The 16,518-nt window shown below is 65.0% G+C and carries 15 protein-coding genes and 1 pseudogene; 13 read left to right on the top strand and 3 right to left on the bottom strand.

The annotated features are described in order from the left end of the window. The 3 genes from QCE69_RS39510 to phaR form a co-directional block, all read left to right on the top strand. Positions 1-98, top strand: a 98-nt coding sequence (locus QCE69_RS39510; protein ID WP_309934219.1) for a hypothetical protein, incomplete at its 5' end; no start/stop codon positions are given. Between the two features lie 94 nt (positions 99-192). After that, positions 193-933, top strand: a complete 741-nt coding sequence (locus QCE69_RS07775) for a 3-ketoacyl-ACP reductase (protein ID WP_309916519.1) — start codon at positions 193-195, stop codon at positions 931-933. A gap of 183 nt (positions 934-1,116) precedes the next feature. After that, positions 1,117-1,689: a polyhydroxyalkanoate synthesis repressor PhaR gene (gene phaR, locus QCE69_RS07770; protein WP_309916516.1), complete on the top strand. Its 573-nt coding sequence runs from the start codon at positions 1,117-1,119 to the stop codon at positions 1,687-1,689. Positions 1,690-2,142: 453 nt separating this feature from the next. Here phaR and QCE69_RS07765 read toward each other — a convergent pair whose 3' ends face one another. Next, positions 2,143-2,508: a GNAT family N-acetyltransferase gene (locus QCE69_RS07765; protein WP_309930196.1), complete on the bottom strand. Its 366-nt coding sequence runs from the start codon at positions 2,506-2,508 to the stop codon at positions 2,143-2,145. Positions 2,509-2,898: 390 nt separating this feature from the next. On the opposite strand from QCE69_RS07765, the gene rimO reads away from it, so the two are divergent. The 5 genes and pseudogenes from rimO to QCE69_RS07740 all read left to right on the top strand — a co-directional run bounded on the left by rimO (position 2,899) and on the right by QCE69_RS07740 (position 8,391). Beyond that, the gene (gene rimO / locus QCE69_RS07760; RefSeq protein WP_309930195.1) at positions 2,899-4,236 is read left to right on the top strand and encodes a 30S ribosomal protein S12 methylthiotransferase RimO; all 1,338 of its coding nucleotides are present in this window, start codon (positions 2,899-2,901) and stop codon (positions 4,234-4,236) included. Positions 4,237-4,240: 4 nt separating this feature from the next. Continuing rightward, positions 4,241-5,163 (top strand): annotated as a pseudogene (locus tag QCE69_RS07755) (sugar kinase). A gap of 39 nt (positions 5,164-5,202) precedes the next feature. Then, positions 5,203-6,387, top strand: a complete 1,185-nt coding sequence (bktB, locus tag QCE69_RS07750; RefSeq protein WP_309930194.1) for a beta-ketothiolase BktB — start codon at positions 5,203-5,205, stop codon at positions 6,385-6,387. A gap of 47 nt (positions 6,388-6,434) precedes the next feature. Next, positions 6,435-7,124 carry a hypothetical protein gene (locus QCE69_RS07745; RefSeq protein ID WP_309930192.1) on the top strand — a complete coding sequence of 230 codons (690 nt, stop codon included), beginning with the start codon at positions 6,435-6,437 and terminating at the stop codon, positions 7,122-7,124. Positions 7,125-7,191: 67 nt separating this feature from the next. Then, complete coding sequence (locus QCE69_RS07740; RefSeq protein WP_309930191.1) at positions 7,192-8,391, top strand: cystathionine beta-lyase; 1,200 nt, start codon at positions 7,192-7,194, stop codon at positions 8,389-8,391. A 53-nt stretch (positions 8,392-8,444) separates the two neighbouring features. Here QCE69_RS07740 and serB read toward each other — a convergent pair whose 3' ends face one another. Together serB and QCE69_RS07730 are read right to left on the bottom strand one after the other, a co-directional pair. Further along, positions 8,445-9,284, bottom strand: coding sequence for a phosphoserine phosphatase SerB (gene serB / locus QCE69_RS07735; protein ID WP_309930190.1), 840 nt, complete (start codon positions 9,282-9,284; stop codon positions 8,445-8,447). A 71-nt stretch (positions 9,285-9,355) separates the two neighbouring features. Continuing rightward, positions 9,356-10,312 (bottom strand): LysR family transcriptional regulator, encoded by a 957-nt coding sequence (locus tag QCE69_RS07730; RefSeq protein WP_309808461.1) that lies wholly within the window; start codon positions 10,310-10,312, stop codon positions 9,356-9,358. Positions 10,313-10,415: 103 nt separating this feature from the next. Between QCE69_RS07730 and QCE69_RS07725 the strand changes: the two genes are divergently transcribed. The 5 genes from QCE69_RS07725 (at position 10,416) to QCE69_RS07705 (ending at position 16,366) form a co-directional block, all read left to right on the top strand. Then, on the top strand, positions 10,416-11,432 hold the full coding sequence (locus tag QCE69_RS07725) for a zinc-binding alcohol dehydrogenase family protein (RefSeq protein ID WP_309930189.1): 1,017 nt from the start codon (positions 10,416-10,418) through the stop codon (positions 11,430-11,432). Positions 11,433-11,609: 177 nt separating this feature from the next. Then, positions 11,610-12,161: a DUF6013 family protein gene (locus tag QCE69_RS07720; protein WP_309930187.1), complete on the top strand. Its 552-nt coding sequence runs from the start codon at positions 11,610-11,612 to the stop codon at positions 12,159-12,161. Positions 12,162-12,366: 205 nt separating this feature from the next. Beyond that, a complete protein-coding gene (locus tag QCE69_RS07715; protein ID WP_309916490.1) occupies positions 12,367-13,278 on the top strand; it encodes a Ku protein in 912 nt (303 codons plus the stop codon). 40 nt (positions 13,279-13,318) lie between these two features. Next, positions 13,319-16,042 carry a DNA ligase D gene (gene ligD, locus QCE69_RS07710; RefSeq protein ID WP_309930185.1) on the top strand — a complete coding sequence of 908 codons (2,724 nt, stop codon included), beginning with the start codon at positions 13,319-13,321 and terminating at the stop codon, positions 16,040-16,042. A 21-nt stretch (positions 16,043-16,063) separates the two neighbouring features. Then, positions 16,064-16,366 (top strand): hypothetical protein, encoded by a 303-nt coding sequence (locus QCE69_RS07705; RefSeq protein ID WP_309930184.1) that lies wholly within the window; start codon positions 16,064-16,066, stop codon positions 16,364-16,366. Positions 16,367-16,518: the final 152 nt, after the last annotated feature.

Below are 16,518 nucleotides of genomic sequence, written 5' to 3'. Positions count from 1 at the left end.
TGCTGCACGAAATGCAGAAGCGCGATGCGAAGAAGGGTCTGGCGTCGCTGTGCATCGGCGGCGGCATGGGCGTGGCGCTGGCGGTGGAACGGCCGTAAGCAGGACGCGCGGCACAAGTACGCAGGGCAGGACTGGGAAGGATTGGCGGGCGGCCTGGAGATCGCCGTCCGCATAACGAAAATGGAGTGAGGTATGACGAAGCGCATAGCGTATGTAACCGGCGGCATGGGCGGCATCGGCACCAGCATCTGCCAGCGCCTGCACAAGGATGGCTTCACGGTGGTCGCGGGCTGCGGCCCCAACTCGCCGCGCCGGGTGAAATGGCTGGAAGACCAGAAGGCGCTCGGCTTCGACTTCATTGCCTCGGAAGGCAACGTCGGCGACTGGGAATCGACCAAGAACGCGTTCGACAAGGTCAAATCCGAAGTCGGCGAAGTCGACGTGCTGGTGAACAATGCAGGCATCACGCGCGACGTCGTGTTCCGCAAGATGACGCACGAGGACTGGACGGCCGTCATCGACACCAACCTGACGAGCCTGTTCAACGTGACCAAGCAGGTCATCGACGGCATGGTGGAGCGGGGTTTCGGCCGCATCATCAACATTTCGTCGGTGAACGGGCAGAAGGGGCAGTTCGGCCAGACCAACTATTCGACCGCCAAGGCCGGCATTCACGGCTTCACGATGGCGCTCGCGCAGGAAGTGGCGACCAAGGGCGTGACGGTCAACACGGTGTCGCCGGGTTACATCGGCACGGACATGGTGAAGGCCATCCGGCCGGAAGTGCTGGAGAAGATCGTCGCGACCATTCCGGTGCGGCGTCTGGGCACGCCCGACGAGATCGGCTCGATCTGCGCGTGGCTGGCCTCCGATGAATCGGGCTTCTCGACCGGCGCGGACTTCTCGCTGAACGGCGGCTTGCATATGGGCTGACGGGCGGAGGCTCGTCCGGGTGCGGCGTGCATTGCGTGCGTTGCATGCATTACGTGCATCCGGGCGGGCCGCCACTCGCCGGATTTTTTCAACGATGCGGCGAACATGCAGCAGCGCTTTTTTGCGACGACGCAAGACCTGCTTGCTGCCATCGCAGTAAAGTTTTGCGTTTAAAGGCGTTCAATGACCACTACTACTACAAAGAAATCCGCCGAGCGACTGATCAAGAAGTATCCGAACCGTCGGCTGTATGACACGGAGACGAGCACCTACATCACGTTGTCGGATGTGAAGCAACTCGTGCTCGATCAGGAAGAGTTCAAGGTGCTCGACGCGAAGTCCAACGACGACCTCACGCGCAGCATCCTGCTGCAGATCATTCTTGAGGAAGAGAGCGGCGGCCTGCCGATGTTCTCCTCGGTGATGCTGTCGCAGATCATCCGCTTCTACGGCCACGCGATGCAGGGCATGATGGGCACGTACCTGGAGAAGAACATCCAGGCGTTCATCGACATCCAGCAGAAGCTGTCCGAACAGAGCAAGGGCATTTACGACGGCAACGCGCTGAATCCCGAGGTCTGGTCGCAGTTCATGAACATGCAGGCGCCGATGATGCAGGGCATGATGACGAGCTACATCGAGCAGTCGAAGAACATGTTCGTGCAGATGCAGGAGCAGATGCAATCGCAGGCGAAGACGATGTTCAATACGTTTCCGTTTCAGGCGCCTACGGGGCCGACTACGGAGAAGAAGTAGGGGACTCGTATCCGGGCAGGCTTCGCGGGTGGCGTGCATCGCCAGCCGGGGGATCAGGGTCAGCGGCGGAACGTTGAGGAAGTAATTTCACAGAAATGCGTTCGCGATTTCGTTGACGCTCGGTATGGCGCGCCCCTAAGCTATACCTACGTTTCAGGCGATGCCTGAAACGCTCGTCGAACGGGGAAACCTGGCGGCAAATACGGCCGCAGGCCGCCGAACAGCCGCTTCAAGCGGCTGTTTTCATATCCGCGGACGCATGACTGTGACGTACATCTGCTATATCGATCTGCTATATCGATGAGGCAGGAAACGGCGCATCGTTGCTTTCCAGCGAGACCTGCAACCAGCCGCTGCTCGGCATTGCAAGCGGGTTGTGCTTCAGGATTCAACGTCTCGCGACGTCTCGAGCCGAGTTCGCCGGAAAATCGTTCAAGTGCCGCAGGTGCAGTATCAAGATAGGCACTTCGTATATTGATTCTGGCCGTCTTCCCTAACCCCCTCGTTTTTCCAACCAAGCCGCTGATAAAAGCCGTTCGCTCGGACTGCTGGGTTCCGATCAGTCCGCAGCCAGATCTCGCCGCATCCTCGGCTGAACAACCATTGTTCCGCTGCGTTCATGAGCAGTCGGCCCACGCCGATTCCTTCATATTCGGGTCGAACAAACAGCGCGAAGATCGTTGCGTCTGCCGCGTTTGCCATGCCGAATGCCACAACCTTTGCAGCATCTTCCGCAACCCAACCGCGGCCTTCGCCAGTCAGCATGGCGGCAATGGTCACCGGCGTGATATTCACGGATGCCAGTTCTTCGATGGACATGCGGTTCTCACGGACGCTAGTGCGAACATCGAAAAGCCAGGGCACGTCTTCGACGGTTGCAGCGCGGATCTGTATTGCTGTCCTTCTCATGGCATTTCGCGTCGTATTTCAAGTTTCGAGCCTCGCGGATGTAAGCCAGTCTGAACGACAAACGCAGACTGCGTTGTGAAAAAGGGGTTCGTTTTCAGCAAACAGTGTCACAGCGAATGCCTGGGTGATCCTCCGCTTGAACCAATCCGCACCACCGATCACCCTCCAAACCGCCTCCCCACCGCTCCGATGTAAAATAGTGGATTCGCCCGACGCCTTCGGCCGAGTCCCACAACATCGTCTCTCCCCGTGAAAAACTCTTTGGAATCAACCGCCCAGGCCCCAGCCCCCAAAATCGGCATGGTGTCCCTCGGCTGCCCGAAAGCCCTCGTCGACTCCGAGCAGATCATCACCCAGCTGCGCGCCGAGGGTTATCAAATCTCCGGCACCTATGACGGCGCGGACCTCGTCGTGGTCAACACCTGCGGCTTCATCGACGAAGCCGTGCAGGAAAGCCTCGACGCCATCGGCGAGGCGCTCTCCGAAAACGGCAAGGTCATCGTCACCGGCTGCCTCGGCGCGAAAAAGAGCGCGAGCGGCGGCGGCCTGATCGAGGAAGTGCATCCGAAGGTGCTCGCGGTCACCGGCCCCCACGCCACCAACGAAGTGATGAACGCGGTGCACACGTATCTGCCCAAGCCGCACGATCCGTTCACCGACCTCGTCCCGCCCGCCGGCATCAAGCTCACGCCGCGCCACTACGCCTATCTGAAAATCTCCGAAGGCTGCAATCATCGCTGCACCTTCTGCATCATTCCGTCGATGCGCGGCGATCTCGTCTCGCGTCCCGTCGCCGAAGTCATGCTCGAAGCCGAGAATCTCTTCAAGTCCGGCGTGAAGGAACTGCTCGTGATCTCGCAGGACACGAGCGCGTACGGCGTCGACGTCAAGTACCGCACCGGCTTCTGGAACGGCAAGCCGCTCAAGACGCGCATGACCGACCTGGTCGGCGCGCTCGGCGAACTCGCCGCCCAATACGGCGCCTGGGTGCGCCTGCATTACGTCTATCCGTACCCGAGCGTCGACGAAGTCATCCCGATGATGGCCGAAGGCCCGCTCAAGGGCCACGTGCTGCCGTATCTCGACGTGCCGTTCCAGCACGCGCATCCCGAGGTGCTCAAGCGCATGAAGCGTCCGGCCAACGCCGAGAAAGTGCTCGAGCGCGTCCGGACGTGGCGCGAAATCTGTCCCGACCTGACCATTCGCAGCACCTTCATCGCGGGCTTTCCGGGCGAAACGGAAGAGCAGTTCCAGACCCTGCTCGACTTCATCGCGGAAGCGGACCTGGACCGCGTCGGCTGCTTTGCGTATTCGCCGGTCGAAGGCGCGAGCGCCAACGAACTCGACGGCGCCTTGCCCGATGAAGTCCGCGAAGAGCGCCGCGCGCGCTTCATGGAACTCGCCGAGGAACTGTCGGCGAAGCGCATGAAAAAGAAAGTGGGCAAGACGCTCAAGGTGCTCGTCGACGAGATCGGCACGGACGGCGGCATCGGCCGCACGGCGGCGGATGCGCCGGAAATCGACGGCGTCGTGTACATCGCGCCGGCCACCAAGGCATCGAAGCGCTACAAGGCCGGCGATTTCGTCTCCGTGAAAATCACCGGCGCCGACGGCCACGATCTCTGGGGCGAGGTCTGACACCATGCCGCACGCTCCGCAGGTCCTCGCCCTCGGCGAGGCGATGATCGAGTTCAATCAGTCGCAGCGCGGCCAGCCCGGCTATCTGCAAGGTTTCGGCGGCGATGTGTCGAACTTCCTGATCGCGGCGTCGCGGCAGGGCGCCTCGACCGGCTTCGTCTCCGCCGTCGGCAACGATCACTTCGGCCAGTTGCTGCTCGACCTGTGGCGCGCGGAGAACGTCGACACCTCCACGGTGCGCATCGATCAGGACGCGCCCACGGGCGTGTATTTCGTGTCGCACGGCGAGCAGGGGCATCGCTTCGACTACTTGCGCGCGGGCTCGGCGGCGAGCCGCTATGCGCCGTCGCACCTGCCGCTCGACGCCATCGCGGCCGCCCGCGTCGTGCATCTGTCGGGCATCAGTCTGGCGATCGGCGTGGCCGCGTGCGATGCCGCGCTCGCCGCCATCGACCATGCGCGCTCGCACCGCGTCACCGTCAGTTTCGACACCAACCTGCGCCTCAAGCTGTGGCCGCTCGCGCGCGCTCGCGCCGTGATGCTCGAAGCCATCCGCTCGGCCGACATCTGCCTGCCGAGCTGGGACGACGTCACGCTGCTCACGGGCCACGAAGACAAGGACGCGATCGTCGACGCCTTGTTGGCGCTCGGTCCGAAGATCGTCGCGCTGAAACTGGGCCGCGAAGGCGCGTACATCGCCACGCCCGCCGAGCGGCGCGTGGTGCCCGGCCGCGTCGTGCAGGCGGTCGATGCCACCGGCGCGGGCGACTGCTTTGGCGGCGCGTTCATTGCGCGCATCGTCGCCGGCGATGATCCTTTCGCGGCCGCGCGCTATGCGAACGCGGCGGCCGCCTTTCGACGCAAGGCTTTGGCGCGGTCGCGCCGATTCCTGATCAGGCCGCGGTGGAGCGCGCGCTGAAAGCCTGAGCGTCAATCCAGCAACGACAACCCGACAGCGGAGACGACATGCAACGTGAAGTGGTGGTGGTGAGCGGCGTGCGCACGGCAATCGGCGATTTCGGCGGCGCGCTGAAGGATTTCATGCCGACCGATCTCGGCGCGCGCGTCGTGCGCGAGGCCTTGTCGCGTGCGAACGTGCAGGGCGATGAAGTCGGCCACGTAGTGTTCGGCAACGTGATCCAGACCGAGCCGCGCGACATGTATCTCGCCCGCGTCGCCGCGCTCGACGGCGGCGTCACGCAGCACGCGCCCGCGCTCACGGTGAACCGCCTGTGCGGTTCGGGCCTGCAGGCGATCGTATCGGCGTCGCAGAGCATCCTGCTCGGCGATGCGGATGTCGCCATCGGCGGCGGCGCGGAAAGCATGAGCCGCGCGCCCTACATCATGCCGGCCGCGCGCTTCGGCCAGCGCATGGGCGACGCGCGCATCGTCGACATGATGGTCGGCGCGCTGAACGATCCGTTCGACAAGATTCACATGGGCGTGACCGCCGAGAACGTCGCGCGCCAGTTCGGCATCACGCGGGAGATGCAGGACGCGCTCGCGCTCGAATCGCACAAGCGCGCGGCGCACGCCATCGAGGCCGGTTTCTTCAAGGAGCAGATCCTGCCGATCACGCTCGCGTCGAAGAAAGGCGACACGGTGTTCGAGCGCGACGAACACGTGCGCATGAACGCCACTGCCGAGGACTTCGCAAAGCTCAAGCCCGTGTTCGCGAAAGAAAACGGCACGGTGACGGCGGGCAATGCATCGGGCATCAACGACGCCGCGGCGGCCGTCGTGCTGATGGAGTGCAGCGTCGCCGAGAAGCGCGGCGCGCAGCCGCTGGCCAGGCTGGTCGCCTACGCGCACGCGGGCGTCGATCCGAAGATCATGGGCATCGGCCCGGTGCCCGCGACGCAGAAGGTCCTGGAACGCGCGGGTTTGTCCGTCGCGGATCTCGACGTGATCGAGGCCAACGAGGCGTTCGCCGCGCAGGCCTGCGCCGTGTCGCAGGAACTGAGGCTGGATCCCGCGAAGGTCAATCCGAACGGTTCGGGCATTTCGCTCGGCCATCCGATCGGCGCCACGGGCGCGCTGATCACCGTGAAGGCGCTGTACGAGCTGCAGCGCATCGGCGGGCGCTATGCGCTCGTGACGATGTGCATCGGCGGCGGGCAGGGCATCGCGGCGATCTTCGAGCGCATCTGAGGCAGCCGATGCGCGCTCGAATCCCGCACACAACGAAGGAACCACGGATGATCCACAGCATGCACGGCTCGCGTCTCATCGCGGCGCTGGCCATCACGGCGGCGCTGGCCATCACGGCGGCGCTGGCCGCCTGCAATTCGCCGATGCCCGCAGGCGGCTCCGGCGTGTTGCCGCCGGACCAGCGCGAGCCGGCCGGCGCGGATGCGCACGGCGCGCAAGCGGCCATCGCCGAACTGGCGCTGCCGCCGCAAAAGCCGCTGACGCCCAATCCGGAGTACGCGCGCTTTCCGCGCTATGTCGGCACGCTGGGCACGCGGCAGATCGAGATGAAGCTCGGCGCGAAAACCGACGATCCGTCCGGCGTCCACGGCGAATATCGCTTTGCAGGCAGCCCGAACGTGATTCTCGTGGCGGGCGATCGCGACAGCGACACGCTCGAGATCGAGGAATCGAACGACGGCACGCACATCACCGGCAACTGGGTCGGCAAGTTCGCGCCGGACGGCAGCGTGTCCGGCGAACGCATGGATCCCGACGATTCCAACGGACAGCCCTTCGAGCTTCGGCCCGCCGTTGCGGGCGCCGGGCTGCCGCCGCTGCCGGGCGGGAATGCCGCGGGTTCAGCGGGCGCGGCGGGTGCATCGAAAGCGCCGCCCGCGCCGTCGCTGGAACCGGCGCCGCCCGCACCGCCGAAGAACAGCGTGGGCGGCACGAGCAACGTCATCATCGGCGAATAGCCCTGTCTCTTTCATGCCGCCGGCGCGCTCCGGCGGCATCTTCCTTGATCCGTTTCAACGCCACGCCATGACCGATTCCCACGACAACGCCCCCAACCGCGACCTGCAAACCCGCATCGTCCAGCCGGAGGATCGCATCACGCCCGGCTTCGAGTCGTTTTCGGTGCCGGTGGCGCGGGCGTCGACGGTCGTGTTTCCCGATCTCGCGACGATGCGCTCGCTCGTCTGGAACGACGACTCCAGGTGGCGCTACGGCCTGCACGGGACGCCGACGACCATCGCGCTGGCGCAGCGCATCGCGGCCATCGAAGGCGGCGAGTACGCGCTGTTGCAGCCCTCGGGACTCGCGGCGATCTCGAATGTCTATTTCGGTCTCGTGCGGACGAGCGATCACGTGCTCGTGCCCGACAACGCCTATGGCCCGAACCGCGATCACGCGGACTGGCTCGCGGAGGATTTCGGCATCGAGGTGACGTATTACGATCCGATGATCGGCGCGGGCATCGATACCTTGCTGCGCGCCAATACGAAGCTGGTCTGGCTCGAAGCGCCCGGTTCCGTGACGATGGAAGTGCAGGACGTGCCCGCCATCGCCGCGGCCGCGCGGGCGAAGGGCATCGTGACGGCCATCGACAATACGTTCTCGGCCGGCCTCGCTTTCAAGCCGTTCGAACATGGCGTCGACATTTCGGTGCAGGCGCTGACGAAGTATCAGTCCGGCGGCAGCGACGTGCTGATGGGCGCGACCATCACGCGCAACGCCGACTTGCACAGCAAGCTGAAGCGCGCGCGCATGCAGCTGGGTGTCGGGGTATCGGCGGACGATGCATCGCTCGTATTGCGCAGCCTGCCTTCGATGAAGACGCGTTACGAGGCCCACGACCGCGCGGCGTTCGCGCTCGCCACCTGGCTGAAGACGCGCCCCGAAGTGGCCGCCGTGCTGCATCCGGCGCTGCCGGACTGTCCCGGCCACGCGTTCTTCGAGCGCGATTTCAAGGGCGGCGCGGGCGGCCTGTTCTCCATCGTCTTCGACAAGCAATACAGCGCGGCGCAAGTCGATGCGTTCGTCGAGGCGCTCGAGCTGTTCTCGATCGGCTGGAGCTGGGGCGGCTCGCACAGCCTCGCGATGCCCTACACCGTCCGCACGATGCGCACGGCATCGCAATGGCCGCACGAAGGCGTGCTGGTGCGGTTCTATATCGGCCTGGAGGCGGAAGCGGACCTGCGCGCCGATCTCGAAGCGGCGCTGGTCAAGGCGTTCGGTTAAGACAAACGGCGCCCGAGGGCGCCGTTCTTCGACAAGCACGAAAGCCGCAGCGTTCAGAACAACCGCAGCAGGCCGTCGAGGCCGACGAAGTTGAACGCGAGGCTCGCCGACTCGCGCACGACCGGCTTCGCGCGAAACGCCACCGACAAGCCCGCTTCGGCCATCATCTTCAGATCGTTCGAGCCGTCGCCCATGGCGATCGCGCGCTGCGGATCGATGCCGATCTGCGCGCAGGTGTCGAGCAGCGTGCGCGCCTTCACGTCCGCGTTGACGATTTCGCCGACTACCTTGCCCGTCAGCTTGCCATCGACGATTTCCAGCGTGTTCGCCCGCGTGTAGTCGAGGCCGAGACGCGCCTTCAGCCGCTCGGTGAAGAACGTGAAGCCGCCCGACACGAGCAGCGTCTTCAGACCCGCCGCGCGCGCGCCGGCGAGCATGCGCTCCGCGCCCGGCGACAGTTTCAGGCGTTCCTCGTAGACCCGTTCGAGCGCGTTTGCATCGAGTCCCTTCAGCAACGCGACGCGGCGCGTGAGGCTCTCGTTGAAGTCCTTGATCTCGCCGCGCATCGACGCCTCGGTGATCGCCGCGACTTCCGCCTTCAGCCCGCAGAAATCCGCGATTTCATCGATGCATTCGATCGTAATGAGCGTCGAGTCCATGTCCATCGCGACGAGGCCAAAACCGGCGAGCGTCGCATCCGGCGCGATGTAGGCGTAGTCGAGGCCGTGCGTGCCGCAGTACGCGTCGATGTCGGGACGTTGCAGCGGGTCGGCGCCGGCAAGACGCAGCAGCGTGTCATCGACGCGCTGCGGAGCCTGCGAGCGGGCCAGCGCCGCGAGCGGGCGCAGGTGCGAATCGGAGATCGGGGCGAGGCTTTGAATGACGAGGTTCATCGAAGGCGAGGGCGAGGGCCAAGAAACAGTGGACGCGCGAAAGCGCCATTGTACCGGCCGGCTTGCGCGCGCTAACGCTGCACCTTCGCGGGATCGACGTCCCAGTAGGGCGGCTCGCCGAACTGTCCGGCGAGGAAGTCGATGAAGGCCAGCGTTTTCGGCGGCACAAACGCGCGGCTCGGATACACGGCCCAGATCGCCACGGTCTGCGCGGGCGGATAGTCGTCGAGCAGCGTGACGAGTTCGCCGCTCGCGATCAGCGGCGCGACGCTCCACGTCGATTTCAGCCCGATGCCGATGCCCGCCGCCAGCGCATCGCGGATCACCTCGCCGTTGTCGGTCACGAGCCGACCGGACACGCGCACGTCGATCACGCCGGTCGGCGTGACGAAGCTCCAGTCGCGCTGATCGGCGAGGATCACACACTCGTGGCGCGCGAGATCGGCCGGATGGCGCGGCGTGCCGTGCCGCGCGAGATAGCCGGGCGACGCGCACAGCACGCGGCGGTTGCTCGCGAGCTTCTTCGCCACCAGCGTCGAATCCTTCAGCGCGCCGATGCGGATCGCGAGGTCAATGCCCTCGTCCACGAGATCCACGATCTGGTCGGTCATGCGCAGATCGACGCTCACGCCCGGGTATTGGCGCAGGAACGCGGGCATTAGCGGCGAGATGTGCTGGCGTCCGAGCGACGAGGGCATGGTCACGCGCAGGCGCCCGTGCGGATGCTCGCGCGCCTGTCCGACCGACGCGCGCGCCGCGTCGGCGGCGTCGAGCAGGCCGCGCGCGTGGTCGGCGAAGATCTCGCCCTCCTGGGTCAGCGAGACGCGCCGGGTCGTGCGATGCAGCAGCCGCGCGCCGAGCATGCGCTCCAGCGCCGCAATGCGTGCGCTCGCCACCGCGGGCGAGAGCCCGAATTCGCGCGCGGCGGCGGACAGATTGGCCAACGCCGCCGCACGCACGAAAAGTCCGATATCGAGGAGATCGAGACGCTCGCGCGGCGTGGCGTCCGCGAGGAGATCACTTGCCATTTGATGGATTTCGCGAAGAATGTTTCAGTGATTATGACGGTTTTCCGGATATCGCAGGCGTCTTACCATGGGCAACCGTTCACTCACTTCAATGGAGCACCCCATGAAAGCCATCGGTTTCACGCGCTACCTCCCGATTTCCGACCCGCAAGCGCTGGTCGACATCGAGCTCGAGCAACCCGTGCCCACCGGACGCGACCTGCTCGTGAAGGTCGAGGCGATCGCCGTCAATCCGGTCGACACCAAGGTGCGCGCGCCCAAGGACAAGGTCGAATCGGCCCCGCGCGTGCTGGGCTGGGACGCGGCGGGCGTGGTGGCCGCCGTCGGACCGGAAGCGACGCTGTTCAAGGTCGGCGATCCGGTCTACTACGCCGGCGACATCACCCGGCCCGGCGCGAACAGCGAATTCCATCTGATCGATGAACGCATCGTCGGCACGAAGCCGGCCTCGCTCGATTTCAGCAGCGCCGCCGCGCTGCCGCTGACCACCATCACCGCGTGGGAAGCGCTGTTCGACCGCCTGGGCGTGTCGGCGGAAGGCAAGGACGCGGGCAAGTCGGTGCTGATCGTCGGCGGGGCGGGCGGCGTCGGGTCGATCGGCATCCAGCTTGCGAAGCGGGTGGCGAAGCTGCAGGTGATCGCCACGGCGTCGCGGCCCGAATCGGCCAAGTGGGCGCAAGAACTCGGTGCGGATCACATCGTCGATCACTTCGGGGACATCCCGGCGCAGATGAAGCAGATCGGCTTCCCGCAGGTCGACTACGTGCTGATCTTCAACGACACCGACAAGCATTTCCCGGCCGCCGCCGAAGTCATCAAGCCGCAGGGCGGCATCTGCACGATCGTCGAGAATGCGCGGCCGCTGCCGGTGGAACTGCTGAAGGCGAAGAGCGCCGCATTCCACTGGGAGTTCATGTTCACGCGCGCGATGTTCAGCACGCCCGACATGATCGAGCAGCACAAGCTGCTGTCGGAAGTGGCGCGGCTGATCGACGCAGGCACGCTGCGCACGACCCTCGGACGCGACCTCGGACCCATCAATGCGACGAACCTGCGCGAGGCGCATCGGCTGCTGGAAGAAGGGCGCACGGTCGGCAAGCTGGTGCTGACGGGCTTTTGAGGCGCCGCTGACAGGTTTTTGACCATGCGCAAGCCGCCCTTCGCGCACTCGGGTTATCCATGACGATGACCCGTCAAACGTGGCGCTAGACTGAATCCGGACCGTTGCACGCACACTGCGTCCCGGTGCGCGAGACGCGCCGGATTCACTCACAGCGCCTGTTACGGAGGTGGCGGCATGAATCGTCGTTCGATCGTTCGTCGCATCGTTTCCGTCGCCGCGCTCACGATGATCGCCGCGACCGCCCGGGCCACGCCGGGCATCAAGGTGCTCTCCGAGGCGGCCAATGACGGCCCCATCAAATACACGGTCAAGATGACCTCGAAGTCGTTCGGCAACGAGCAGGAAACCCGCACCATCCGCTCCGGGCAGACCGATGACTTCACCTGGCAAGGCAACGCCGCCGGCGGCGCGCAGGCCGTGCCGGACGGCTGTCCGCAGGCGGCCTCGGTGCCGAAGAGCGCCGACGGCGCGGCGGTGCGGCAGGTGCAGATCCGCTTCGCGCCGATGGTCGGCGACAACGGCACGGCCAACGTGCAGATCAGTTTCCGGGCCTATGCGCCAAAGGGCACATCGCGCGTCACGGTGGCCGGGAAGAGCCTGCAATGTCCGGTGGACAACCGCTTCAGCCAGATCGTGCGCTTCGCCATGCCGACTTCGACCGGTTCCAAAAAGACCGTCACGCTCGACGACGGCACGCAGCTGACCGTGACCGCCAACCGCAAATAGCATCTTTGGTCGGCTGGAGCAGTAAGGCTTACAGAACGCCTGCCCGGCTTCGGCCCAGATCGCCGGACGCCGCGCGCCCGGCCGCCTTGGCATGTTTCCTGCGATTCCTTCCGATACCGTGCCGCAACCGCGCACGGAAAACGCCTCGACGCCCGCCCGGCGCGAGGCGCGTTCATCGACTCTTCCCGACCGCCAAGGTGCCGCGATGCCGCACATGATCTGGAAAGGCGCGATCAGCTTCGGACTGGTCCACGTGCCCGTGCAACTCTATCCCGCGACGCAGTCGGAGAAGGTCGGCTTCAACCTGCTCGACAAGCGCTCCATGGACCCGATCGGCTACAAGCAGATCAACAAGAACACGGGCAAGGAAGTCACGCGCGACAACATCGTGCGCGGCTTCGAGTATGAGAAGGGCAAGTATGTCGTGATGACCGACGCCGAGATTCGCGCGGCCAATCCGGAGTCCACCCAGACGGTCGACATTCTCGCCTTCGTCGATGCCCCCGAGATCTCGTTCCTGTCGCTCGACACGCCTTACTATCTCGCGCCCGATCGCAAGGGCGAGAAGGTCTATGCGCTGCTGCGCGATGCGCTGAAGGACACGGGCAAGGTCGGCATCGCGAGCGTCGTGCTGCATAACAAGCAGCATCTCGCGGCGCTGATTCCGGTGGGTCCGGCGCTGGCGCTCAACACGCTGCGCTGGGGCGACGAGGTTCGCGATTTCGGCGAGTTCAAGTTCCCCGACGAAGACACGAAGAAGGCCGGCGTGACGCCGAAGGAACTGGAGATGGCCAAGCGGCTCATCGACGACATGAGCGACAGCTGGGATCCGTCGAAGTACCACGACACCTTCAAGGACGACATCATGGCGCTCGTCGACAAGAAGGTGAAACAAGGCAAGGTGGCCGAGGTGATGAAGGTGGAAGAGGGCGGCGAACAGAAGTCGTCTGCCGACATCCTCGACTTGTCGGAATTGCTCAAGCGCAGTCTCAAGAAGGGTGGCGCGCCGGCGAAACGTGGCAAGGCCGCGGCCGCGGAGGAAGCAGACGGCGAGGACGACTCCGGCGAAGAAGCCGCGCGTCCGGCGCGCAAGACTGCGCGCCGCAAGCGTGCGTGAAGCGCGTCTGTCTCGCCTCTGACACTGCGGATTTCCGACGATGGCCGGCAAACTCGACACCTATCAGCGCATGCGCGCGTTCGACAAGACGCCGGAGCCGTCCGGCGCCGCGAAGCGCGCCGCGCGGGCCCGCAAGACGGCCAAACCACCCGCGAAGTCCAGCCTGTCCTTCGTCATCCAGGAACACGATGCACGCCGTCTGCACTACGACTTCCGCCTGGAACTCGACGGCACGCTCAAGTCATGGGCCGTGCCGAAGGGACCGAGCCTCGATCCCACGGTGAAGCGCCTGGCGGTGCATGTCGAGGATCATCCGCTCGACTATGGTTCGTTCGAAGGCGAGATCCCCGAAGGCAACTACGGTGCGGGCAGCGTCATCGTGTGGGATCGCGGCACGTGGGCGCCGCAGGCGGGCAGCTTCGCGGATGCACAGCGTGAATACGAAAAGGGCAAGCTCAAGTTCACGCTCGATGGCGAGAAGCTGCAGGGCGGCTGGACGCTCGTAAAAAGCCACATGCGCGGCAGCGGCGACAAGGAGCAATGGCTGCTCATCAAGGAGCGCGACGATACGGCGCGCCCGGAGAGCGAATACGACGTGCTTCTCAAAAGGCCGGGCAGCGTGATGTCCGATGCGCCCGGCGCGCGCGGCAAGGATGGTGCGGTGCTCGAACGATCGGAGCGCAAGACGGCGGCAAAGAAAGCGCCCGCAAAGACGCCCGCGCGCAAGAAGACCTCCGCCGCACAGGCGAACGGCCACGATCATCCGGACATCGTCGCGACTCGCAGCGCGGAATCGCTGCGGACCTTGTCGCATGAACCCGCGATCGAGGGCGCGGTGAAGGCGAAGCTGCCCACCACGTTCAAGCCGCAGCTCGCCACGCTCGTCGATGCCGCGCCCTTCGGCGACGACTGGGCCTACGAGATCAAGTTCGACGGCTATCGGGTGCTGGCGCGCATCGACACGGTGAAGGGCAAACGCCGCATCGCGATTTTCACGCGCAACGGCAACGACTGGACCGCGAAATTCCCGAAGCAGGTTCAGGCGCTGGAACAGCTCGAGATCGAGAGCGGCTGGCTCGACGGCGAAGCCGTGGTGCTCGACGCACGCGGACTGCCCGACTTCCAGGCGCTGCAGAACGCCTTTGACGCAGGCCGTCCGCAGGACATCGTCGTGTATTTCTTCGACGTGCCCTGGCTCAACGGCTATGACCTGCGCGACGTGCCGCTCGTGCAGCGTCGCGCGCTGCTGAAGGCGCTCGTCGAACCGGCGGAAGATCCGGTGCTGCGCTATTCGCAGGACTTCGCGTTCCACGCCGACGATCTGCTGAAAAGCGCATGCGACATGGCGCTCGAAGGCATCATCGGCAAGCGCATTGACAGCGGCTATGTGTCGGGGCGCGGCAATGCGTGGATCAAGCTCAAGTGCCGGCGGCGCCAGGAGTTCGTGATCGGCGGATATTCCGAGCCGACAGGCAGCCGCGGCCAGTTTGGCGCGCTGCTGCTCGGCGTGTACGACGCGCACGGCAAGCTGCAATACGCGGGCCGCGTGGGCACCGGGTTCGATCACGCGCTGCTCGTCGCGGTGAAGAAGGAACTCGACAAACGCGAGACGAAGCGCATGCCCTTCGCGAGCGAGCCGCAGGAGCGCAGCCGGACGCCCGTGCACTGGGTCAAGCCCGAACTCGTGGCCGAATGCAATTTCGCGGAATGGACCAAGGAGCGCATCGTGCGACAAGCATCGTTCGTCAGTCTGCGTGACGACAAACCCGCGCGGCAGATCGTCAAGGAAGAGCCGGTTGCGGCGAAGAAGACCACAGCGACGAAGAAGACCGCAGCAAGGAAGACCACCGCAGCGAAGAAGGCCAAGGCGGCATCAGCGGAAGTCGAAGGCGTGAAGATCAGCCATCCGGACCGCGTGATCGACAAGTCCAGCGGCTCGCGCAAGATCGACGTGGTCGAGTACTACGCCAGCGTCGCGCAATGGATGCTGCCGCATCTGAAGGACCGCCCGGTGTCGCTCGTGCGCGCGCCGGAAGACATCGGCGGCGAGCTGTTCTTCCAGAAGCACAGTGCAAAGCTCGCCATTCCCCATATCAAGCAGCATCCGGACATCGATCCCGGTCATCCGCCGCTGCTCACCATTGAATCAGCGGGCGCGCTCGCGGGCTGTGCGCAGATGGGCACCATCGAACTGCATACCTGGAACGCGCTCGCATCGAACCTGGAGAAGCCGGACCGCATGGTGTTCGATCTCGATCCGGGCGAGGGCGTCGGCTGGGAACGGATGATCGAGGCGGCGCGCCTCACCAGGGAATTGCTCGCCGAACTGGGCCTCGAATCGTTCTGCAAGACGAGCGGCGGCAAGGGCTTCCATGTGATCGTGCCGCTCGTGAAGCAGGCCGGCTGGGACGACGTGAAGGACTTCTCGCAAGCGGTCGCGCAGCACATGGCGAGCACGCTGCCCAAGCTCTTCTCCGCGAAGATGGGCATGCAGAACCGCAAGGGCAAGATTTTCATCGACTATCTGCGCAACAACCGCGGCTCGAGCACGGTGGCGGCGTTCTCGCTGCGCGCGCGTCCGGGACTCGGCGCATCGATGCCGATTGCCTGGGACGAACTCGACGACGTGACGAGCGGCGATCAATGGAACATCGGCAATGCGCACGAACGGCTCGACGCATTGAAGCACGATCCGTGGGCCGGCTACGACAAGGCGCGCAAGCGCCTGAGCGCCGAGATGAAGAAGCGCCTCGGGCTGAAGTGAAGCAATTGACAGGAGAAGATCATGAAGCAGTCGAACAAGGAACCCGCAAGCGCGCCCGAACGCGGCCGCGAGGTGTCGAGCAGCGATCGCAATACCCGGACGCGCGACGATGCCGCGAACGCACCGTTGCCTCACGAAGCGGACCAGAACGTCGAATCGCAGCATGAGCACGATCCGCGCGAGGTCGGCAAGCAGGCGCACGAGGATCTCGAACGCGGGCTCGTCGATACCGACCGGCGCGGCGGCGACGACTATCAGCGCGGCACGCAGCGGGACGAGCACGCCAACGTCAATAGCGGTGACGGCCGGCCGCGCAAGTCCTGAAAAAAATTTGAACTGACCGGTGAATTGTTCCGGCAACGGCGCGGCAGATTGCTTATAAACGCTGGCCTTGCATGGCAGCGGCGAGGCCGGATGCGTAGAATGACTCTTTTTTAAATGAGCGCTCGCATCACGTTCGCCGCCAAGCGTTCGCG

This window comes from Caballeronia sp. LZ032, from assembly GCF_031451315.1.
GTDB lineage: Bacteria > Pseudomonadota > Gammaproteobacteria > Burkholderiales > Burkholderiaceae > Caballeronia.
The sequence above is the reverse complement of the archived record's forward strand: the minus strand, read 5'-3'. Positions and strand labels throughout refer to the sequence as shown.